Source organism: Clostridium sp. 2218st1_F5_2218SCRN_220325, from assembly GCF_039062665.1.
GTDB lineage: Bacteria > Bacillota > Clostridia > Peptostreptococcales > Peptostreptococcaceae > Intestinibacter.
The window spans coordinates 104071-126226 of sequence record NZ_JBCLNH010000004.1 but is presented as its reverse complement, the minus strand read 5'-3'; the positions used below and the strand labels follow the sequence as shown (position 1 = coordinate 126226).

Below are 22156 nucleotides of genomic sequence, written 5' to 3'. Positions count from 1 at the left end.
TTCACATAACAATTATTTTTATAACATAATAAGAAATTAAAAAATTCTCTAGATATTATCTAGAGAATTTTTGTTTTACAACTCACTACTTGACTGTGTATCCGGATTTGGAGTCGGAGTCGGATCTGGAGTCGGTGTAGGATCCGGAGTAGGAGTTGGATTTGGGTCAGGTGTTGGCGTAGGTTCAGGAGTAGGTGTTGGATTTGGATTTGGTTTATTATTATTGTTGTTATTATTGTTACTATTATTGTTGTTATTACTATTATTATTGTTGTTGTTAGTATTATTATTACTGTTGTTATTACCATTTCCATTATTACTACTATTATTATTGCTGTTGCCACCTGTAGTACTATTGTTATTTTTATTTATTGTAGTACTGTTTTCTTTTTTCGTATTACTTTCAGTTTTAGAATCTTGTTCTTCAGTATTAGAGTTAACTGTATTTTTATCATCTACAAATTCTTTGAAAGATAAATCTATAGAATCTACAATTTCATTATTATAAATTACTACTAATTTAGTTTTACCTTCTTTTAAACCTGTGATAGTACATTTTTTATCATCATTTTTAAGTGTACAAATAGATTCGTCATCTATTTTAAAGCTTAATTTAGATAAATCTAACTCTTTTGAATTACTGCTTTGTATTATAACATTTAAATCAGTTTCTTTATTTATAGGTAATACGTAAACACCGTCTTCTATCTGGTATTCTGTAGTTATAGAAACACCGGATACAACTGCTTGGGCTTCTGTAGTTAAATTTTTGAACATAAAGAATCCTATACAACCTAAAACAAGTATAGATGCAATTATTAATGATATTTTTTTGAAATTAGGACCAGATTCATATTCATCATCGTAGTCATCATATTGGTCTTTATATTCAAAACTATGATTTAAGTAATATTTTGAATTAGATTCTGATTCTGGATTATTTCTATGGATATCTAATTTTTGAGTATCATCTTGGTCTAGAGTACTTTCTACAGGATCTTTTTCAGTAGAAGATAAATTTTTTTCTTCAAAATGAGTAGGTTCGACTTGTGAAGTTTTATTTTCATTAGTTTCAGCAGGCATTTGTTTGTTTAATGATATAATTGGTTTATTTTTGTTGTGAGCTTGTGAACTAAGCTTTTTGTCAAATGCTTTATTTTTTTCTTCTTCGCTAATAATTTCAGAAATTTTAAAGTCTTCATCTGATAAATCTTCATAATCAGGGAAGTCATCTACCCAGTCAAGCGCGTATAAAAAACAATCTAGTATGTATATTGCACCTTTTTCTGCGACTCCATTTTTTGTAAGAATAGTCTTTGCACGTAAATAAGCAAAGTTTCTATCTACATCTCTTTGATTGTGAGCGTTTAATATTGTAGAGATTGCATTTTTTTCAATTGCAAACTTAACTAAAGATAACTCTTCTTGTAATGTAGGTATTAAATTATCTAGAGTAATTAAAAATTTTTGAGAATCTAGGAAAATATTCATACCATAATTATCAAACATATATCTAAGAGCATAACTTAAGTTATTTTGCAGTGTTCTTTTTTTACTCATAAACTACCCCCTTCATTTTATTTAGATATTACTGTATATAAAATTTATCATAATACTTTTTGAAGATTTTATCAATATTTTTATACCTTAAATTTAATTAATATCCAAACTATTAAGTGGAAATTTAATTGAAAAATAATTAAAATAAGAGCAAAATTAAATAAAAACACGAATTGGATTTGTAAAATATAGCGTAAAAATGCAATTTAGTGTAAAAAAATACGAAAAATATAAAAAAAATATAGAAATACGTTTGTGTATGTGGTATATTTTAGTAGTAGTTATTTCGAAGTATTTAGTAAATATTTAAGAAGGAGCGTATTATGAAAAAAAAAGGGTCAATTTACGAATTAGATGGAAGAGTAGAGCTTAAAAGGGCAGTGCCTCTAGGTATACAGCATGTTCTTGCAATGTTTTTAGGAAATATTTCGCCACTTATAATAGTGTGTGGTTTATTAAATATAGATTCTAGCTTAAGATCAATGCTTATTCAAAACTCTATGTTTGTAGCAGGAGTAATTACATTAGTTCAGTTATACCCTATAGGACCAATCGGGGCAAAACTTCCTATAGTAATGGGTACAAGTTCAGGATTTATCGGTACAGCTCAAGCAATTGGAGCACAGTATGGTTATGGTTCTATAATAGGTGCTACATTAGTTGGAGGTATAATAGAATTAGTTTTAGGTTTTTTTATAAAACCACTTAAAAAGCTATTCCCACCAATCGTTACAAGTCTAGTTATAATATCTATAGGATTATCTTTATTACCAGTTGGAATTAAGTATTTTGGAGGAGGGGCAGGAGCCAAAGACTTCGGTTCATTAAACCATCTTTTAGTAGGAACAACAGTTATAATAGTAATATTAATACTAAAACAATTTAAAGGATTTTTAAATGATTCATCTATATTAATAGGTATAATAGTTGGATACATATTAGCTATATGTTTGAATATGGTAGATTTTACTCAAGTAAGAGAAAGTGCTTGGTTTTCTTTACCACATCCAATGGTAGTTCCATTTGAATTTAATATGGAAGCTATAATAGCTATGGGTATTATGTTTATAGCTACTACAGTAGAAACTGTTGGAGATATATCAGGAATAACAAATGGTGGACTTGATAGAGAAGCTACTGATAGAGAATTATCTGGTGGTGTTATGGCAGACGGAGTAGGTAGTTTAGTTGCCGCTATATTTGGAATATTACCAAATACATCTTTTAGCCAAAATGTAGGTCTTGTAACTGTTACTAAAATCGTAAATAGATTCGTAATAATGACAGGTGCGCTATTTTTAATTTTATGCGGATTTTGTCCTAAATTAAGTGCATTATTTTCAGTTATGCCTCAATCAGTATTAGGTGGAGCCGCGGTTATAATGTTCTCTATGATACTTGTAAGTGGGATACAATCATTATCTCGAGAAAATTTAGATGCAAGAAATAGTCTTATAGTAGCTTTGGCTATAGGAATAGGTGTTGGAATTGGAAATGTTCCAGAAGTTTTATCACAATGTCCAGCTTGGGTATCTAATATATTTGCAGAAAATGGGATAATAATGACTTTTGTTGTGGCTACTGTTTTAAATTTAATTTTGCCTAAAAATAATGAACAAAAAGACGCACAAAAAGTTGGAGCATAAATACAAAATAAAAATTACTAAATATATAAAATAAGATAGAAGTAAGTATAATGCTATGGTAAAATAAGTTAAGTTTAGATATGAAGTTAAAATGTAGTATTTAAATATAAGGGGAAAGAGAACGTTTGAAATTTAACGTATCTCTTTTTATCAAAATAGACAGACTTATGGGTTTGTCTTTTTTTATGTAAATACATTTAGAAAGTAGGAGGATTTAATGTTTACAATTAAAAAATATGTTGTTGTAGATAGCTTAGAAGAAGCTTATAAATTAAATAAAAGTAAAAAGGCGAATGTATTAGGCGGACTTTTATGGATGAAGATGGGTAAAAAAACTATTCAAACAGCTATAGATTTATCTAATTTAAATTTAGATAAAATAGAAGAAAATGATGAGTGTTTTGAAATAGGAGCAATGGTAAGGCTTAGAGATTTAGAAGTCCATGAGGGATTAAATAATTATTTTAATAATGCAATAAAAGATTGTGTAAAAAGTATAGTTGGAGTCCAATTTAGAAATTGTGCAACTGTAGGTGGCAGTATATTTTCAAGATTTGGATTCTCAGATCCTCTTACATGTTTATTAGCTTTAGACAGCTATGTAAAACTTTATAAAGGTGGAATGATTCCAATGAAAGAATTTGTGAATATGCCTTATGATAGTGATATATTAGAAAAAATTATAATAAAAAAAGACAATAGAAAAATAAGTTATATGTCTCATAGGAATATATCTACAGACTTCCCTGTACTTACTTGTGCAGTATCAAAAATAGAAGATAAATTTGAAGTGGCGGTTGGCGCTAGACCACAAAAGGCAGCTTTAATATTAGATGAAGAAAATATTCTAAGTGATGAGCCTACAAAAGAAGAAATAGAAAAATTTGCAGATTATGTAGAGTCTAAATTAGAGTTTGGAAGTAATATGAGAGCTAGTAAAGAGTTTAGAAGTCATTTATGCAAAGTGTTAGTTAGAAGATGTATAAATGAAATTGGAGGTATGTAGATATGGAAATTAAGTTTTGGTTAAATGGAAAAATGATAAAAGATGAAATAGAACCGGATATATTATTACTTGAATATGTTAGAAGTAAGGGCTGTTATTCTGTTAAAAGAGGATGTGAAACTGCAAACTGTGGTCTATGTACAGTTTGGGTAGATAAAAAGCCAGTTCTTTCATGTTCAACACTTGCAGCTCAAATAAATAATAAACATGTAGTAACTCTTGAAGGAGTTCAAGATAGAGCTATAGATTTTGGGACATTTTTAGCTAAAGAAGGAGCTGAACAATGTGGATATTGCTCTCCAGGATTTATAATGAATGTTCTTGCTATGGAAGATGAGTTAGAAAATCCAACAGAAAGAGAAATAAAAGAGTATTTAGCAGGAAATCTATGTAGATGTACAGGATATCAAGGTCAATTAAGAGCTATAAAAAAATATTTAGATAGAAATAAGGAGACAGTAAACCATGAAGTTTGTAAATAATCGTGTTATGAAAAAAGATGCAATGTCACTTGTTACAGGAAAACCTGTATATACTGATGATATAGCACCAAAAGATGCACTTATAGTAAAGGTACTTCGTTCACCTCATGCTCATGCATTAGTTAAAAATGTAAAAAAAGATGTGGCGCTTAAAGTTCCAGGGATTGAATGTATATTAACATGGGAAGATGCTCCAAATTCAAGGTTTACAACTGCAGGTCAAACTTATCCAGAACTTAGTCCATATGATAGAAAAATATTAGATGAGAGAGTTAGATACGTAGGGGATGCTGTTGCAATAGTAGCTGGTGAAAATGAAAAATGTGTAGATAGAGCTTTAAAAATGATAAAAGTAGAGTATGAAGTTTTAGAGCCAGTACTTGATTTTAGAAAAGCGTTAGATAATGAAGTTGTAGTACATCCAGAAGAAGATTGGGAAGTAAAAGTTCCGATTTCACCAGATGTAAAAAGAAACTTAATATGCCATGATGTTATGGAAGAAGGCGATGTAGAAGCTGAGTTTGAAAAATGTAAATATGTAATAGAAGAGACATATTTAACAAAGGCAAACCAACAGACGATGATGGAGACTTTTAGAGCATATACATATAAAGATCCATATGGTAGGCTTGTTTGTGTTGCAGCGACACAAGTACCGTTTCATGTTAGAAGAATATTAGCAACTGCACTTGAAACATCAAAGTCAAATATAAGAGTAATAAAACCTAGAATAGGTGGGGGATTTGGGGCAAAACAAAGTGTAGTAAATGAGATATTCCCCGCATTAGTTACGTGGAAAACTGGTAAACCAGCTAAAATAGTATATAGCCGTAAAGAAAGTCAAATAGCATCGAGCCCAAGACATCAAATGCAAATAACTGTAAAACTAGGTGCCGATGAAAATGGAAACTTAAAAGCAGCCTCACTTTATACTTTATCAAATGCAGGTGCTTTTGGAGACCATACACCTACAACTATAGGTTTAACTGGTCAAAAATCATTACCTCTATATACAAGTCATGTAAATGCATTTAAATTCTCATTTGACGGTGTTTACTCAAATACTATTCCAGCAGGAGCATATAGAGGATACGGTGCGACACAAGGTGTCTATGCATTAGAGACGACTATGAATAAATTAGCATTGAAAATGAATATGGACCCTATTGAGTTTAAGAAAAAGAACCTTATACACGAAGGCGACTATATGCCAGCTTATCATGGAGAAACTGCCAACTCATGTACACTTGAAAAATGTTTAGATAAAGTAAAAGAAATGATAAATTGGGATGAAAAATACCCATGTAAAGATTTAGGAAACGGAAAAGTAAGATCTGTTGGTCTTGCTGTAGCTATGCAAGGTTCAGCAATAAGTCATGTCGATGTTGCTAGTGTAACTATAAAAGTAAACGACGATGGATTCTATTCAATGATGATAGGTGCAACTGATATGGGTACAGGATGTGACACAATACTTGCTCAAATGGCAGCCGATTGTCTAGATACTTATGTCGACAATATAGTAGTTTATGGTGTCGATACTGACATATCTCCATATGATTCTGGTTCTTATGCATCAAGTACAACATATTTAACAGGAAATGCAACTATAAAGACTTGTCAAATGCTTAGAGAGAAAATAATAGCTGCAGGAGCTGAGATGTTAGAAATAGATATAGAAGATGCAGATTTTGATGGAGAAAAAGTATACTCTGTAAAAGAAGAAAAAAGCATAACTTTAAAAGATATAGCAAACAATGTAATGTGTTATAGCAACCACACATTAACAGCAACAGCTAAGGAGAAAACTCCAGTATCACCACCACCATATATGGCAGGTGCTGTTGAGATAGAATTAGATAAAGAAACAGGACATGTTGAAATAATAGATTATGCGACATGTGTAGACTGCGGAACAGTAATAAATCCAGCTCTTGCAACAGTACAAACAGAAGGTGGTTTAGTACAAGGTATAGGTATGGCTCTATACGAAGATGTTCAATATGACAAACGAGGAAGAATATTAAACGATTCATTTATGCAGTATAAAATACCTACAAGACTTGATATGGGTAAAATAAGAGTAGAATATGAATCAAGTTATGAGCCAAGTGGTCCATTTGGTGCAAAATCAATAGGTGAATTAGTTATAAATACTCCATCTCCAGCATTATGTCATGCAATATATAACGCTAGTGGAGTTTGGATTAATGAGCTTCCTATGACTAGTGAGAAAATTGCGATGGGAATATTAAAAAATAACCTTGAAGCTTAGCATAATCGTTTTAGCATCTGGAAATAGTAAAAGATTTAATGGAAATAAGTTGCTACATAAAATAAATAAAAAACCAATGTATTTACATACATTAGATAAACTTATAGATTTAAAAAAAGTCAATGACAATATAGATGAAATAATTTTTGTCACAAAATACGATGAAATAATAAATAATTTAAAAAATAAAGATATAAAAGTAATAAAAAACAACAATAGTGAATTTGGAATTTCTCAGTCTATAAAACTGGGAATTTCAAATTCATTTAATAATGCGTACATGTTTATTGTATGTGATCAACCATATATTAAAAAAGAAACAATAAATAAATTTATAAATGAATTTATAAGAAGTAAAAAGAATTTAGGTTGTGTAAGTAATGACGGTATTTTATTAAATCCAACTATTTTTACAGATAAATATAAAGATAAATTATTAAAGTTAGATGGAGATAAGGGCGGAAAAAAAATAATTTTAAAAAATATAGATGATTTATTTATATTTGATGTTTTAGAAAAAAGAGAACTTATTGATATAGACTATAAAAGTCAATTAGAAAATAAATAAAAAGGTGATTTTTATGCAAGTTTATTCTTATAAAAACAACAATATAGTAAAAGAAAAAAGTTTAATAAATGCACTAGATATAGATTTAAATAAAGATAAAGTTATAACTGTAGTTGGAGCAGGTGGAAAAACAAGCACAATATTTGAGCTTGGAAATGAATTATCAAATTTAAATAAAAAAACAATTATAACAACAACTACACATATGAAATTAGATAAAGATTTTTTATTAATTGATGAAGATTTTAATATAGAAAACCTTAAAAAAATTTTGCAAAAAAACAATTTAATTAAAATAGGTAAAAAAGAAAGCGACTATAAAGTAAAGAGCTTAGATGAAGATACATTAAAAAGATGTATAGATATTTCGGATTTTTTATTAATAGAAGGTGATGGCTCAAAACGACTACCTCTAAAAGCGCCGAAAGACAATGAACCTGTAATAATACAAGAAACAGATTTAGTAATTGGACTTATTGGATTTGACAGTTTAGATAAAAAAATTGAAGAAACCTGTAACAGGCCTGAATTAGTGTCAAAATTACTTCACAAAAATATAAAAGAAAATATAAATATATTTGATTTAGTAGAAATAATAAAAAATAAAAATGGACTTAAAAAGAATGTAAATTGTAAGTATAAAGTAATTATAAATAAAGTTGATAAATTGGAATATCTAGATAAATGTAAAAAAATAGCACAATTATGTCTTGAATTTAAAATAGATGTTATTTTTACAAGTTATAAAATATAAATTCATAAAAATATAAATAGTAATATAAGAAAGGAAATGATTATGGATAATATAGTAGTAGTCCGTGGTGGCGGAGATTTGGCGACAGGAGTTATTCATAAATTACATAGATGCAATATAAAAGTGGTAGTACTTGAGTGTAAACATCCGACAGCAATAAGAAGAACTGTGTCGTTTTGTAATGCCGTATTTGAAAATGAGATGGTAGTTGAAGGAGTAAAATGTAGATTAGCATCAAATATAGAGGAAATATATCAGATTTTAGAAGACGGAGATATCCCTTTAATAATAGATGAAAAATGTGAAATGTTAAGTCAGATAAAGCCAGTAGCATTGATAGACGCCATAATAGCTAAAAAAAATATAGGGACAAATATAGATATGGCTCCTATTACTATTGCTTTAGGTCCTGGATTTGAGGCGGGAAAAGATGTGCATGCAGTTATTGAAACAAAGAGAGGACACAATTTAGGAAGAATTATATATGACGGATTTGCAGCAAAAAATACAGGAGTTCCAGGTGATATAAAAGGATATTCAAAAGAACGAGTAATACATTCGCCAGGAGAAGGAAATATAAATAATATAAGTAAAATTTCGGATTATGTAGAAAAAAATCAAATTATAGCGACAGTTGGTGGCGAAAATGTATATGCATCTTTAAGTGGAATTTTAAGAGGGATAATATACGACAATACATATGTTAAAAAAGGTCTTAAAATTGCAGATATCGATCCAAGAAAAGAAGAACTACAAAATTGTTATAAAATATCGGATAAAGCAAGATGTATAGCAGGAGGAACTTTAGAAGCATTATTAAATATGTGCTTTACAAAAAATATAAAAGTACTGTAAAAAGGTGATAAAATGAGCGGACAAATATATCAAACACTACTAGAAGATTTAGATAAAGGTGAAGAAGTAGCACTTATAACAAAATATAATTTAGAAACAAAAGAGATAGAAAAAAAACTATATAAATTAGATGAATTAGATAAAGAAAATTTAGAATATGTAGATAAAGCTATTAAAAAGAATTTAATTGCCAATATAAAAATTAATGAAAATGAGAGTGTATTAGCAGAAGTATTTAAAAGAGAGCATAGGCTTATTGTATTTGGTGCAGGTCATGTTGGATACCATTTATGTCATTTTGCATCAAAAGTAGGGTTTAATGTAACTGTAGTAGACGATAGACCGTATTTTGCAAATAAAGAAAAATTTGGTGATGATATCAATGTGATATGCAATACATTTGAAAATGCATTTAAAATATTGGACATACATAAAGAGGATTATGTCGTAATAGTAACACGAGGTCATAAGCACGACAAATTCTGTTTAGAAAAAATACTATCTCTAGATGAATTAAATTATATAGGAATGATTGGCTCAAAGAGAAGGGTCAAAATCATGAAAGAAGAGCTAATAGAAGAGGGATATCTAAAAGAAAAAATAGAAAATATATATTCACCAATTGGGCTTAATATAGGAGCTGTAACCCCAGAAGAAATAGCAATATCAATACTTGCAGAATTAATAAGTGTAAAAAGAATAGGTAAATTAGCTGCAAAAAATGAAAAAATTAAAGTAAATAACTCTTGTGAGTTAAATAAAGATGTATTAGAAATTTTAGCCCAAAATAAAAATGACAAAATAAGTCTTGTAACTGTTATATCTACAAAAGGATCTACACCTAGAAAATCAGGAAGTAAGATGATTGTATATGATAGCGGAAAAATAATTGGAACAATAGGTGGAGGATGTGCTGAAGCGAAAATTATAACAGATGCAGCTTATATGGCTGGCAGTAAAAATTTAAAAATAGAAACTATAGATATGACTGGTGAAGCTGCAGAAGAAGAGGGTATGGTCTGTGGTGGAATGATGACAGTTTTAATAGAAGGAATTTAAGTAAAAAACTTCCGGGTTTTTGCAGTAATTTCCCCCTAAAAAGTAAAAACAATGAAAAAAATAAAAAAAAATTTACAAAAAAGATTACAAAAAAATTACAAAATCTAAAAATAGTCATTACGTTGAAATTACTGGGTTTTAGAGGAAAAAAATTAGAAAAGCCTTAATTCAAAAAAGTAACAACGATGTAACTTTTTTCAAAAAAAGGGTTTTAAAAGTTACGAAAATGTAATATGATATATATATCAGCAGGATAAAAGCTGAAGTAATTTAAGAAAATAGAAATTACTTAAACAAGTTTTAAGGAACAAGTTTTAAGGAAATCAAAATCAAAAATTATTTATAATAAAAAGTATTTATAATAAAGATTTTCTTAATAAAAAACAATTTAGGGGGAAAATAATTTATGTTAAAGAAATTTGTTAAAACTACAGCGATTATAGGAGCAGTAATGACTACATTAGGAGTAACAACTCCAGTAAGTGCAGCAAGTTGCGGAACTGTAACAGCTAATTCACTATATGTTAGAAGCGGTGCTTCAACATCACATAATATTTTAGGAACAGTAAGTAAAGGTAATACAGTTGAAATAAAAGATACACAAAATGGATGGCATAAAATAAGCTACAATGGAAATGATGGATGGGTTAGTGGAAAATACATCTCATCTACTTCAGCTGGGTCATCAACTTCAACAGGAACTACGCAAACAACTAAAACAGGAACAATAACAGCTAGTTCACTATATGTTAGAAGTGGAGCTTCTACATCACATAAAGTTTTAGGAACAGTAAGTAAAGGTAAAACAGTTCAAATAAAAGATACTCAAGATGGATGGCATAAAATAAGCTATAATGGAGACCATGGATGGGTTAGTGGAAAATATGTATCAACTACTTCTTCTTCAACAGGAGGAACTACATCAGGATCAACTTCAACAGGAACTACACAAACTGTTATAAAAACAGGAACAGTAACAACTAGTTCATTAAACGTTAGAAGTGGGGCTTCAACATCATATAGCAAAATAGGATCAGTATATCAAGGTAAAAAAGTTTCTATATATGCAGAAAGCAATGGATGGTATAAAATAAGCTACAACGGTGGATACGGATGGGTTAGTAAATCATATGTATCAACTGGAACAACATCAGGCTCAACTTCATCAGGAAGTTCAAGTACTGTAAATGGATACACTGTTAAGAGAACATTAAATGTTAGAGCAGTAGCTTACACAGGTGGTACTATGACAGCATTAGGAACACCAGTAAGATACGGTGTTATAGCAGTTGACCCAAGTGTAATACCATATAGATCAAAAGTATATATAAAAGAATTAAACAAAGTATTCGTAGCAGAAGACTGCGGTGGCGGAATAAAAGGAAACATAATAGATATATACATGCCAACTTTATCTCAATGTTACAGTTGGGGATCTAGAAATATAACAATACAAATATTAGGATAATCTAACCATTAATATATATAAAAAAGTGCACTTTAAGGTGCACTTTTTTTATATAGATAACTATTTTTAGTAGAGATTAAAGTAAAGATTTTTAACTGTAGTGATATAAAATTAATAAATTGTGATAAAATATATGTATAGTATATGCCATGCATGTATTTTGTCTTTGTAATAATTATTTTATACAATGGTTAACTTATACTTAATAAACTATTGTGATACTTTTTCTAATGCAATATACGAAGGGGTGATTTTATGCAAAGGATAATATCAGATAATTTTATTTATGATTTACAAAGTGGTATTTTAAGAAATATCTTAAAATATGTAAAATCAGATACTACTTTAGCAATGGAAATTAGAAAAGATTGTATAAATATCTATTATAGAGGAGGCAGTCTTTTAAAAGTAAAAGAAGTAGGAGAAAATATATATAACGGTTATTTTGATAAAAATTACATAAAAGCAGAAAATAGTCAAAGTGTAGTAGTAGAATGTATATCAGGAATTAATAATTTATCTAAGGCAAATAAATTAATAGAATATATACCAAAAATAAAACAACAAATGGATTTATGGATGAAGATAGAAATGCCTGATGGAGGTGAGAGAGAATATAAACATATTGTAGCTAAAGAAAATAATTATGGATTAATCGGAAAAGAAAGCGATTATTTTATAGGGGATATAGAATATAGAGGTTGTCTAAATAATTATTTATTCGATATGATAGGGATTAAATGGGCGGTAGAAAATGAAAATACCGATAACTTAGATTTAGCTTTATTTAAAATGTATTATGGATATAAAAATTTAAAATCATCTAAAGAAATTATAAATGATCTATATAATATGGCTAATTTCTTTGAAAACGACGATAATTTAAATCTATTAAAACAAGATTTAATAGAAATATACAAAGCAAAAACTATGTTGGGTCTTTTATATCCATATAAAGAATTAAAAATTGGTTTTTCAGATAAAATAGAAATAGTATATATCTTTGGAAATCAAAGCGATGAAAATCAAGTATTAAAAAATACATTAATAGAAATAAAATCTTCTAAAGAATATGAAGAAATGTCTAAATTTATAGATATAAAAGTGGCCAAAGCTGCTTTTATGGGATATGGACTATATGAAAAAAATATAATTGATTTAGACGAAGCCATTAAAATGTTATAATTTGTCACATATTTAGTAACTAAATCAAACCTCAAATCATAATATATAAAAAATACTTTAGATTTTTTAATCACAGGAGTTGAGTGTATATTATGAATAAAATTACAAAACCTGTATCAGATGTAGGTAAAGAACTAATAAATGGAGTAGGTTCTATAGGCAAAGAATTGATAAATGGAGTAGGGACTATAGGAAAAGATGTAATAGGTGGAGTAGGTTCAGTTGCTAAAGAAACTATACAAACAGGAAAAAATGTAGGAAAAGCAGTAAAAGACAATGTAAAGAGATAAATAACTATTAACTTAATTTAGTAACAATAAAAAAGAGAAATGAAAATTCTTCATTTCTCTTTTTTGCTTATAAAAACTAATATTTCTTTTATGATTGATTACAATTGCTATACATATATTTTGAAATTTTTCTTTATTGAGAATATTTTTAATAAAGAGTATTTATTTTATGTATTCATTTCCGTTAATTATTAAAGATGTAGGCGAATTATCTTGCAAAATTAAGTCATAATTTACATTGCCTTCATTAGGTACGCTAAAATATCCTTGAGCATATACTAAGTTTCCATTTTGATGTAGTTCAGAAACATATACATTATAGCTTGTATTAGTGTATTTACCTACGACTTTTTTTACAGTTGCTTTGTAAGCTGAACTATCGGACTTATTTATTTCAGAACTTTGTGCTACAAATGTATTAGAAGGAACTTCACTTTGTGAATTTTGTTTTAGAAATGTAGTGATAAATATTAATAAAAATAAAGCTATAATAACTACTAAAAAGATTTTATTTTTTAGTTTATTTTTATTAGTATCTACATGGCCTTCTTTTTTAAAATGGTTTTTTTTGAATTTTAATCGCTTATAAGATGATAATGAAATAATTTCAGCATTTTTATCTTTTAGTGCTTTATGATCGTGGAAATTATGATTATCTTTACTGTTTTCAAACTCTTTTTTCTTCTCACTAAAGAGTATTGTATTATTTGCATTAGAATTTCTCATCTTGTTGCCCCCCTATACTATATCCCTTTTTTATATCATACTATATTTTAAGTGAAAAGCACAATAAAAATGTTAAATATTTGAAATACATGTAAAATTATGATAATTAATGAAAATAAAAACATCAGAAATAAATAAAAGAGGCATAGATATCTCTTTTATAAATTATAAAGAAATCTTTATTCTAAAGACATTTTACAAGATAGATTTCTTTGAAACACATGGACGAAAATTATAATTATCTATAATTTAAAAGGAATATAATTTCCTATGTGTTATAAAATATGTGTTATAAAAAAATCTTCAAATGAAGATTTTTTTAGTTTGAATTATTCAACTTCTTTTTTTGAAATGCTTGTTTTAACAAGAACAGAAGGTATTTTACCAAGTTTACCAGTTAGACTATTAATTGAATCTAATTCCCCTACAACTACAATACTTATAACAGATATGTTTTCAACTTCACAAGGTATACCCATTCTACCTCTAATTATATTTTTATATTTAGATACGATTTGATTAAATTGTTGTTGGCAGGTATCTGGATCTTCTAGTATTGCGCTTATAACTGCAACTCTTTTCATATTAACTCCTCCTAACTCCTTTCAGATTAGACAAACTTTTCTGGCAGGTATATATAAATTGTAGTCTTTAAATTATAAAAAGTCTATAAAGAGGATAAATTTTATAATGACTAATTTTACATTAAAAACCAAAAAAATATTGAAATAGAACTTATGTTTGGTATATAATTAACTTACAGAACATATGTTTGGATAAAGAGATAGGAATATTTTTTAATATAAATTAATATGATGTAATAAAATTTTAATTTTAGGAGTGATTAAAATGACTGTGAGATACGAAAGAAAATTAGAAGATATAACTTTTTTAAATTTACAAAAAGGTGAAGTTACATTAATGCAATTAAATGAAATTTACAATAAATTTGGTTTTATATTTATAGGAAGTTCAGGGAAATTTAAAGGAATAAAAAAAGAAAAGAAGAATTAAGAAATATGGAAAAAATAAAAACCTATTGTTATAAAAATAGGTTTTATTTTGTTTTTTTATAAAATTTTGGCATTTAAGCTAATATTTTAGTAACAATATAGTTACATTTGTAAGATTTTATTGTTTTAATTTCCTAATTAAAATATAATCTAAAGAGTACATAGGAATGGGGTGAAAGAATGAGTGAAGACACTACTGTAAAGAGAAAGGGTATTTCAAAAAAGAAAAGAAATATGATTATTGCAATTATTTCTGTGATAATTATTGCCTTTGTATTTGGTATAAATCATTTGACATCAAAACATTTATATAATGGAAGAATAGCTAAAAATATTTATATAGAGGATATTGATGTATCTAACCTGACAAAACAAGAAGCACTAGATATTGTAAATGCTAAATATCCTATAAAAAATCTTAAGTTATCTTATAATAATGAAGAATATACTATAAATGCAAAAGATGTGGATTTATCGTATAATACAAAACAAGTAGTAGATGAAGCCTATAATTTAACAAGAGAAAAATCATACTTGTCAAATGTAATGACTTATATGCGTACAAAATTTGGGGGACATGATTTAGGCATAAAAGTATCTTATGATGAGGATAAATTAGATAAAGAAATAGGACAAGTATCTAAACAAATAAATAAAAAATATGTAGATGCTACAATTTCAGTATCAGGTGGAATTACAGTGAAAGAATCACAAACTGGTCTTAAATGCGATGATGAAACTAATAAAAAAGCGATTCAAAAGGCTTATAAAGATAAAAATTATGAGACAGTAGCTTTAAAAGTAGATGTTACACAACCAAGAGTTAAAACAGAAGATGTGAAAAGTATTGACACAGTACTTGGATCTTATTCAACTACTTTTAATCAATCTCAATATGGAAGAAATTATAATATAGCCTTAGCATTAGATAGATGTGATGGAAGTGTAGTAATGCCAGGAGAGACTTTCTCTTACAACGATGCAACAGGTCCTAGAATTGTAAGTAATGGATTTAAATATGCATCAGTTATAGTTGCTGGAGATTACCAAGACGCACCTGGTGGAGGTGTATGTCAAGGTTCTACAACTTTATTTAATGCAGTTTTACTATCAGGACTTGATATAACACAAGTTAGAAACCACAGTAAAAAAGCAGCATATGTTCCTGTAGGAAGAGATGCTATGGTAAATGACGGCGACAGTGATTTTAAATTTACAAATAACTTTGATCACCCAGTATATATATCTGCATATGCAGGTGGAGGAGTTGCTGGAGCTCAAATTTATGGATGTTCTAAAGATAGAGTTGGCGTAAGTATAAAAACTACAAAGTTTACTTATAATGGCTTAGAAGGGGCAAAAACTTATAGAACAATAACTAAAAATGGAAAATCAGAGACAAAACAAATTTATACAGCTGTGTATAATGGATAGATAAAAGAGACAAGCATATATGCTTGTCTTTTTTTAATTCTAAGAAAATTATACATTATTTGGTTTGTGGATAATGTATAATTTTTAAAATATAGATTTAAATAAAAATATACAAAAATTTCATTAAGAAAGTCTTAAGTTTTAAATAATTTCCATTTAGCGACATACTTTTATGATATAATATGATGAAGTTATTTTGAAAGAGGGAGATAAAGTGTTAATTATAGATAATAGATACAAAATTGATAATGAAAAAGATGAAGATTTACAAATAGATAAACTATACAGAGCAAAAGATTTACAATTAGATTCAGATGTATATATAAAAGTTATAAGGGACAATACTACCATAAAAGATACTTTTATAGCCAATCTAGTAGATGAATCTATGATGATGTCAAATATTGATTGTGACAATGTAGCAAATATTTTAGATGTAATAACTGATGAATCTAAATATTATATTGTCAGTGAGTATTTTAATGGAATAAGTCTATTTGATTTAGTAAATAAAAATAATATAACTTTAGATAATATTATTTTTATAATGAAACAAATGGTGACTTCTATGAGGATGTTTGATGAAAAAGGTTTTTATCATGGAGGGATTAGACTAGATAATATTTTAGTTGATGAAAATTATAATATAAAAATATATGATTTAGGGATAACAAAGGCAAATGGGGGAGTAAATATAAGAATGAACGACAATATTTCATTTTTATCACCGCATCAATTAAATATAAATTATACAGATATAGAAAGTGATTTTTTTGCAATAGGAGTTGTAATGTACTATTGTCTATTTAAAAAAATGCCATTTAAAATAGCAAAAACAGAATTTGATATGTTAAAAAATATAGATAAAGGCATAAACTTAGACCCCAAAAAAATAACTATTTTTAATGAACCACTAATAAAAATTATAAAAAAATTGCTTGATAGAAAAGATAAGTATAATAATTACAATGAAATTTTAATTGACTTAACTGAAATAATGTATGTAAAAGCAGATATTGTTGAAAATAAAGATATAGACTTAGAAGAAGTTTATTATGAAGAGCCAAAGAAGGATAATTCTTTTATGGTCAAATTAGTATCAATAATTATGTGCATTATTATTCTTATCATGATAATCATGCAATTATAATAATTGGCGAGAAAGGAAGGAAAAATGAAAGTAAATTGGAATAGCAAATATAATACAGTTGCTGTATACTCTTTAATTGTTATATGTATTAGTATTTTATTTTACTTTTTTGCATCACAAATAGGATCATTTAGTGCTAAAATAAGTTATTTAATTTCAATATTATATCCATTTATTATTGGCTTTGTATTAGCATATTTATTAAACTTTATTCTAAAATTCTATGAAGAAAGAGTATTAGTGAATATAAAAGTTTTTAATAAAATAAGACAAAGTAGAAAAAGAATGATAGGGATATTACTTACATATTTAACATTTGGAGTTATGATTTACCTTAGTATACATTTTGTATTCCCACAGCTTACAGAAAGTGTGGTCGGTATAGTAAATCAAATTCCACAATATATGGAAAATGCACGAAGTATAACACAAGAATTAATTAATAATTTTGAAATAAATGATCAGCTTGCAAATTTTGTGAATGATAAGTTAGCAGAAATATCGGCAAAACTAATAGCATTTATAAGTGAAATAGCTCCACTTATAGCAAATATAATTATGACTTTAGTATCTAGTATTTGGAATATAATATTAGGTCTAATAATATCAGTTTATCTATTATTAGATAAAGAAAAATTCTATGCATTATCTAAAAAGATGGTAAATGCAATGTTTAGCAGAAAAACTGCAGATAGAATATTTGAATTAACTCACAGAAGTAACAATACTTTTGGAAAATTCATAAGTGGTAAAATTATAGATTCAGCTATAATAGGTGTACTTAGTTTCATACTATTCTCAATAGCTAAAATGCCTTATGCTGTATTAATATCTGTAATAGTAGGTGTTACAAATATAATTCCATTCTTTGGACCATTTATAGGTGCAGTACCTTGTTTTGTACTTGTATTATTTGAATCACCGACAAAAGCAGTTGTATTCTTAGTATTAATATTTATAATACAACAAATTGACGGAAATATAATAGGACCTAAGATATTAGGAGACTCTATAGGAATTTCAGCATTCTGGATATTATTCGCTATATTAGTGGCGGGAGAATTATTTGGATTTATTGGAATGATAATAGGAGTTCCATTATTTGCAATTATATATTCTATAATTAAAGAAAATATAGAATATAAATTAAAAGAAAAAAATTTACCTACAGATACGAAAGATTATATGTAGATTTATAAATAGCCCTTATAAATTATTTGATTTATAAGGGCTATTTTTGAAATTATATTCATTTATAAATTGTGGATAATTTTAAGGTGTGTAAATATATATAAAGATAAATTAGAGTTTTAAAAAGTTTTTAAAATAAAGATTTTTATAAATTTATTGTTAAAATATGTAAAAGAGTTATAATTAAGTCATGAAAGTAATTAGGGGTGGTTGATTTGACGATAGAGGAGAGTATTAGTAAATTAAAGATTAATTTAATAAAAAGAAGACCGTTTTACGGTGTGATTTTGATGAAATTGGATGAGTTAAAAGAAAGTGATACAACAGATATTGCATCAACAGATGGTGAGATAATATTTTATAATAGGGAGTATATGGAGAGTTTAAGTGAAAGTGAGAGGAATTTTTATATTCTTCATCAGCTTTATCACTGCATTTTTATGCATCCAACTAGAATGGCAAATAAAGATATTAAGATTGCAAATGTAGCTGCGGATTATCTTGTAAACTATTATATAGATATGGAAAAAGAAGAATTTAGGCGAAATCAAATTATGATTACACCTCCAAAAGACTCATTAATGGTAGATAGTGATGAAGATAAAGCATTACTAGAAAAACTGTCTTTTGAACAGCTTTATGAAATTCTATATAAAAATATAAAAAAAGATGATGATATCTATGATAATAGCCAAAGCAATGGTCAAGGCAAAAGTGGTTTAGGTCAAAATATAAATTATCAAAATATAACAGAAGACTTAATTAGACCTAAAAATATACAAAAAACTTCATCAAACATGAGAAGGATAATCCAGGAGAGTATTATCACTAATAAAATGCAGGGAAATAAATCTATGGGGGATATGCCAGGGAGTTTAATTAGAAAAATTGAAGATTTAATCGGTACTAGACTTCCATGGTACAAGTATTTAAGGCGATATTTGAGTAATATCGAATCTGATGACTTGTCTTTTGATACTCCAGATAAAAATCATCTATATAGAGAACTTATTTTACCTGGTGCTTATGAAGATGAAAATAAACTAGAAGATATATTATTTGTAATAGATACATCAGGTTCTATTTCTGAAAATGATTTAAAAAACTTTATGTCACAGGCTTATAATATATGTAAGGATTTTAATGCTACGGGAAAGGCAATATTTTTTGATAGTATAGTCCAAGATGTATTTGATATAGATAAAGATAATTTTAAAAAAGCTAGACCCGTTGGAGGAGAAGGAACTAATGTAGATAGTGCATTTTATTATATAAAAGATGAAAAATTAAAATATATATGTGCTGTAGTTTTGACTGATGGCTATTTTCCAAAACCAAATGTTTTAATTAGAAATGTTATTTGGTGTCTCACAGAAGATGCCACTACAAAAAATATTGAAGGATATAAGGGTTCTAAAATAATAAATATGTAAAAATTTTAGTAAGTAATCATATAAATTTAAAATTAAAAAATAAAGGGGTTAAAATATGTCTACTATTAATATAGAACAATTTGAAAAAATAGTTGAGTTTAATATCGATAATAATATAAAAAGAGCTATCCTAGGTCTTGGAGCTTCGGGGATAGGAAAGTCTGCAGTAATAAAACAAATAACAGAAAGAAAAAATATGGGTCTTATAGATTTAAGGCTTTTATTATATACAGAAACAGATCTAAAAGGTATTCCTTTCCCAAACGAAGATAAAACTAGAACAAAGTGGCTTCCAAATGATATTTTGCCAAATGTAGAAAGAGATGGAGAGAGGGGAATTTTTTTAGTAGAAGAGCTTACATCAGCACCTAAAAGAGTTCAAGCTGCTGCATATCAATTAATACAAGACAGAAAATTGGGTGAATATATACTGCCAGAAGGGTGGTTTATAGTTGCACTTGGAAATAGAGAAGACGACAACGGTGTATTTGTTCAGATGCCATCACCGCTGGCAAATAGATTTGAAATCCACGATATAGGATATGATTTAGATATATGGAAGAAAAACTTTGCATATAAAAATGGAATCAATTCTTTTGTAATAAGCTACTTAAATTTTAAGCCAGGGGCACTACATAATTTTGTACCGGAAAGCACTTCTATGATATTTGCATCACCGAGAACATGGCACGCAGTAAGCGATATATTAAATACAAATATATTCGATTTTGATGACGATATACTTAGATATAAAATAGAAGGAAATGTTGGCGAGATTGAATGTAATAGTTTTTTACAATTTTGTAAATTGAAAGATGAACTTATAAGTGTAGACGATATACTTTCAGGTAAAGATATAGAAATTCCAACAGAACACGATAAGATATATCTATTAATCGGAAGTATAATATCTCGATTAGAATGTTTAAATAAAATTAAATCTATAGATGATATAGATGATATAGATGAAGAACTTATAGAAAAACTTGAAAATGCAATTAATTTCTTCTTAAAACTAAAGCCAGAATTTACAGTACTTGCACTTAAAGACTTAGTCTCACTAAATAGAAAAATCGTAAAGAAATTATTTATAGAAGAATTAGATAATGACGACATAATAGACTTTATAACAGAAAATGACTATATTTTTGAGTAAATAGAAGGTGGAGTATGAATAAGAAAGAACAGATAAAAAGTATAATTTTAGAATTTGACAAGATTATAAATTTTTTATTCGATGAATACGATTTAGATATAAGTCTGCCAATTGAAAAATGTCTTTCAAATGAAAGTATAAAAGATATAGTGCTCACTGAAGAAAGTACAATACTTGATAGTTTAGACAGTATTTATTATAAAAATACAAAGGATTTATTTCATGAGCTTAAAAAAATAGAAAAATTAGGTTCACCTAAACTACATTATTATAAAGATAATACGATAAAAGTTACGTCTTCTTTAATAGATACTTATAAACTAGACGGACATAAAGATAATTTATATGATTTTAAAACTACATATTTATCTAGGCTAAAAGAGTTTTTAGAAGGTATAAGCACTATAAAATATATACAGTATTTAGTAGATATTGAAGGGCTTATTTTAGAATTAGGAGAACCTAAATTGACTATAGACGGTGCTAATATAATTTTTAGGTATCCTTTTAATATAGATGATATAGATGATTGCGTTCAATTTATAAAAAGTGAATTTGAAAATATGAAGATAGAAGCTTTATCATGTGTAGTTGTTTTGAGAAAAACTAAAAATGAAATATATATTCCAAATAAATATAAAGATTACTATTTTCCAAAGTGTTTTGAAGATGCATTAGATGATTTAGAAATAAAAACTTTATTTAAGTCTAAAGTAGTAGAAGTTATTATTGATGGTGAGTTTCAAAGTTTATATTATTTTAGTGCTTATGAATATATGAATAATAAAACAAATAAACCATACTGCTACATATATATAAAAGACAATAGACTTTGTGATTTAGAAAAATCTCAACTAATAAATAAATTATTAAAATTACAAGATAATTTGGAAGCAGGTATTTAA

21 protein-coding genes are annotated in these 22156 nt (G+C 27.4%); 18 read left to right on the top strand and 3 right to left on the bottom strand.

Going from position 1 to position 22156, the window contains the following annotated elements; translation table 11 throughout:
* Positions 1-75: 75 nt before the first annotated feature.
* Complete coding sequence (locus ABCM86_RS04090) at positions 76-1560, bottom strand: hypothetical protein (protein ID WP_343003534.1); 1485 nt, start codon at positions 1558-1560, stop codon at positions 76-78.
* 323 nt (positions 1561-1883) lie between these two features.
* Between ABCM86_RS04090 and ABCM86_RS04085 the strand changes: the two genes are divergently transcribed.
* The 11 genes from ABCM86_RS04085 to ABCM86_RS04035 all read left to right on the top strand — a co-directional run bounded on the left by ABCM86_RS04085 (position 1884) and on the right by ABCM86_RS04035 (position 13148).
* On the top strand, positions 1884-3206 hold the full coding sequence (locus ABCM86_RS04085; protein ID WP_295777517.1) for a nucleobase:cation symporter-2 family protein: 1323 nt from the start codon (positions 1884-1886) through the stop codon (positions 3204-3206).
* Positions 3207-3423: 217 nt separating this feature from the next.
* The gene (locus ABCM86_RS04080) at positions 3424-4212 is read left to right on the top strand and encodes an FAD binding domain-containing protein (protein ID WP_295675157.1); all 789 of its coding nucleotides are present in this window, start codon (positions 3424-3426) and stop codon (positions 4210-4212) included.
* Between the two features lie 2 nt (positions 4213-4214).
* The gene (locus ABCM86_RS04075) at positions 4215-4694 is read left to right on the top strand and encodes a 2Fe-2S iron-sulfur cluster-binding protein (protein WP_195930643.1); all 480 of its coding nucleotides are present in this window, start codon (positions 4215-4217) and stop codon (positions 4692-4694) included.
* A complete protein-coding gene (locus tag ABCM86_RS04070) occupies positions 4678-6969 on the top strand; it encodes a molybdopterin cofactor-binding domain-containing protein (protein WP_343003533.1) in 2292 nt (763 codons plus the stop codon). Before ABCM86_RS04075 ends, ABCM86_RS04070 begins: the two co-directional genes overlap by 17 nt.
* A complete protein-coding gene (locus ABCM86_RS04065; RefSeq protein ID WP_295777521.1) occupies positions 6959-7537 on the top strand; it encodes a nucleotidyltransferase family protein in 579 nt (192 codons plus the stop codon). The genes ABCM86_RS04070 and ABCM86_RS04065 overlap by 11 nt, the downstream gene beginning before the upstream one ends.
* A 13-nt stretch (positions 7538-7550) precedes the next feature.
* Entirely contained in the window at positions 7551-8291 is a 741-nt protein-coding gene (gene yqeC, locus ABCM86_RS04060) for a selenium cofactor biosynthesis protein YqeC (protein WP_343003532.1), read from the top strand.
* A gap of 42 nt (positions 8292-8333) precedes the next feature.
* A complete protein-coding gene (yqeB, locus tag ABCM86_RS04055; protein ID WP_195930636.1) occupies positions 8334-9146 on the top strand; it encodes a selenium-dependent molybdenum cofactor biosynthesis protein YqeB in 813 nt (270 codons plus the stop codon).
* 12 nt (positions 9147-9158) lie between these two features.
* Positions 9159-10205, top strand: coding sequence for an XdhC family protein (locus ABCM86_RS04050; protein WP_195930634.1), 1047 nt, complete (start codon positions 9159-9161; stop codon positions 10203-10205).
* Positions 10206-10611: 406 nt separating this feature from the next.
* Positions 10612-11673, top strand: a complete 1062-nt coding sequence (locus ABCM86_RS04045; protein ID WP_195930632.1) for an SH3 domain-containing protein — start codon at positions 10612-10614, stop codon at positions 11671-11673.
* Between the two features lie 255 nt (positions 11674-11928).
* Complete coding sequence (locus tag ABCM86_RS04040) at positions 11929-12858, top strand: hypothetical protein (protein ID WP_295761193.1); 930 nt, start codon at positions 11929-11931, stop codon at positions 12856-12858.
* Between the two features lie 92 nt (positions 12859-12950).
* The gene (locus ABCM86_RS04035; RefSeq protein WP_195930628.1) at positions 12951-13148 is read left to right on the top strand and encodes a hypothetical protein; all 198 of its coding nucleotides are present in this window, start codon (positions 12951-12953) and stop codon (positions 13146-13148) included.
* A 162-nt stretch (positions 13149-13310) separates the two neighbouring features.
* Here the strand turns inward: ABCM86_RS04035 and ABCM86_RS04030 are convergent, their stop codons facing one another.
* Together ABCM86_RS04030 and ABCM86_RS04025 are read right to left on the bottom strand one after the other, a co-directional pair.
* Positions 13311-13874: a hypothetical protein gene (locus ABCM86_RS04030; RefSeq protein WP_295733311.1), complete on the bottom strand. Its 564-nt coding sequence runs from the start codon at positions 13872-13874 to the stop codon at positions 13311-13313.
* 329 nt (positions 13875-14203) lie between these two features.
* Positions 14204-14458: a TM1266 family iron-only hydrogenase system putative regulator gene (locus tag ABCM86_RS04025; RefSeq protein WP_195930621.1), complete on the bottom strand. Its 255-nt coding sequence runs from the start codon at positions 14456-14458 to the stop codon at positions 14204-14206.
* Between the two features lie 265 nt (positions 14459-14723).
* On the opposite strand from ABCM86_RS04025, the gene ABCM86_RS04020 reads away from it, so the two are divergent.
* From ABCM86_RS04020 to ABCM86_RS03990, 7 genes are all read left to right on the top strand, one after another.
* Positions 14724-14888 carry a hypothetical protein gene (locus tag ABCM86_RS04020; RefSeq protein ID WP_195930619.1) on the top strand — a complete coding sequence of 55 codons (165 nt, stop codon included), beginning with the start codon at positions 14724-14726 and terminating at the stop codon, positions 14886-14888.
* Between the two features lie 179 nt (positions 14889-15067).
* Positions 15068-16321 carry a VanW family protein gene (locus tag ABCM86_RS04015; protein WP_295733309.1) on the top strand — a complete coding sequence of 418 codons (1254 nt, stop codon included), beginning with the start codon at positions 15068-15070 and terminating at the stop codon, positions 16319-16321.
* Between the two features lie 214 nt (positions 16322-16535).
* Positions 16536-17471, top strand: a complete 936-nt coding sequence (locus tag ABCM86_RS04010; protein ID WP_343003530.1) for a protein kinase — start codon at positions 16536-16538, stop codon at positions 17469-17471.
* A gap of 24 nt (positions 17472-17495) precedes the next feature.
* Positions 17496-18662 (top strand): AI-2E family transporter, encoded by a 1167-nt coding sequence (locus ABCM86_RS04005; protein WP_195931562.1) that lies wholly within the window; start codon positions 17496-17498, stop codon positions 18660-18662.
* A gap of 215 nt (positions 18663-18877) precedes the next feature.
* Positions 18878-20095, top strand: a complete 1218-nt coding sequence (locus ABCM86_RS04000) for a VWA-like domain-containing protein (RefSeq protein ID WP_343003529.1) — start codon at positions 18878-18880, stop codon at positions 20093-20095.
* Positions 20096-20150: 55 nt separating this feature from the next.
* Entirely contained in the window at positions 20151-21251 is a 1101-nt protein-coding gene (locus ABCM86_RS03995) for a MoxR family ATPase (protein ID WP_195931560.1), read from the top strand.
* 14 nt (positions 21252-21265) lie between these two features.
* The gene (locus ABCM86_RS03990; protein ID WP_343003528.1) at positions 21266-22156 is read left to right on the top strand and encodes a hypothetical protein; all 891 of its coding nucleotides are present in this window, start codon (positions 21266-21268) and stop codon (positions 22154-22156) included.

Excerpts from the sequence above, each read along its gene's own strand:
- ABCM86_RS04085 (WP_295777517.1), top strand. The coding sequence starts at position 1,884 with ATGAAAAAAAAAGGGTCAATTTACGAATTAGATGGAAGAGTAGAGCTT.
- ABCM86_RS04045 (WP_195930632.1), top strand. The coding sequence starts at position 10,612 with ATGTTAAAGAAATTTGTTAAAACTACAGCGATTATAGGAGCAGTAATG.
- ABCM86_RS04005 (WP_195931562.1), top strand. The coding sequence starts at position 17,496 with ATGAAAGTAAATTGGAATAGCAAATATAATACAGTTGCTGTATACTCT.
- ABCM86_RS04025 (WP_195930621.1), bottom strand. The coding sequence starts at position 14,458 with ATGAAAAGAGTTGCAGTTATAAGCGCAATACTAGAAGATCCAGATACC.
- ABCM86_RS03990 (WP_343003528.1), top strand. The coding sequence starts at position 21,266 with ATGAATAAGAAAGAACAGATAAAAAGTATAATTTTAGAATTTGACAAG.
- ABCM86_RS04035 (WP_195930628.1), top strand. The coding sequence starts at position 12,951 with ATGAATAAAATTACAAAACCTGTATCAGATGTAGGTAAAGAACTAATA.
- ABCM86_RS04075 (WP_195930643.1), top strand. The coding sequence starts at position 4,215 with ATGGAAATTAAGTTTTGGTTAAATGGAAAAATGATAAAAGATGAAATA.
- ABCM86_RS04050 (WP_195930634.1), top strand. The coding sequence starts at position 9,159 with ATGAGCGGACAAATATATCAAACACTACTAGAAGATTTAGATAAAGGT.
- ABCM86_RS04070 (WP_343003533.1), top strand. The coding sequence starts at position 4,678 with ATGAAGTTTGTAAATAATCGTGTTATGAAAAAAGATGCAATGTCACTT.
- ABCM86_RS04030 (WP_295733311.1), bottom strand. The coding sequence starts at position 13,874 with ATGAGAAATTCTAATGCAAATAATACAATACTCTTTAGTGAGAAGAAA.
- ABCM86_RS04015 (WP_295733309.1), top strand. The coding sequence starts at position 15,068 with ATGAGTGAAGACACTACTGTAAAGAGAAAGGGTATTTCAAAAAAGAAA.
- ABCM86_RS04020 (WP_195930619.1), top strand. The coding sequence starts at position 14,724 with ATGACTGTGAGATACGAAAGAAAATTAGAAGATATAACTTTTTTAAAT.
- yqeB (WP_195930636.1), top strand. The coding sequence starts at position 8,334 with ATGGATAATATAGTAGTAGTCCGTGGTGGCGGAGATTTGGCGACAGGA.
- ABCM86_RS04080 (WP_295675157.1), top strand. The coding sequence starts at position 3,424 with ATGTTTACAATTAAAAAATATGTTGTTGTAGATAGCTTAGAAGAAGCT.
- ABCM86_RS04040 (WP_295761193.1), top strand. The coding sequence starts at position 11,929 with ATGCAAAGGATAATATCAGATAATTTTATTTATGATTTACAAAGTGGT.
- yqeC (WP_343003532.1), top strand. The coding sequence starts at position 7,551 with ATGCAAGTTTATTCTTATAAAAACAACAATATAGTAAAAGAAAAAAGT.
- ABCM86_RS04090 (WP_343003534.1), bottom strand. The coding sequence starts at position 1,560 with ATGAGTAAAAAAAGAACACTGCAAAATAACTTAAGTTATGCTCTTAGA.
- ABCM86_RS03995 (WP_195931560.1), top strand. The coding sequence starts at position 20,151 with ATGTCTACTATTAATATAGAACAATTTGAAAAAATAGTTGAGTTTAAT.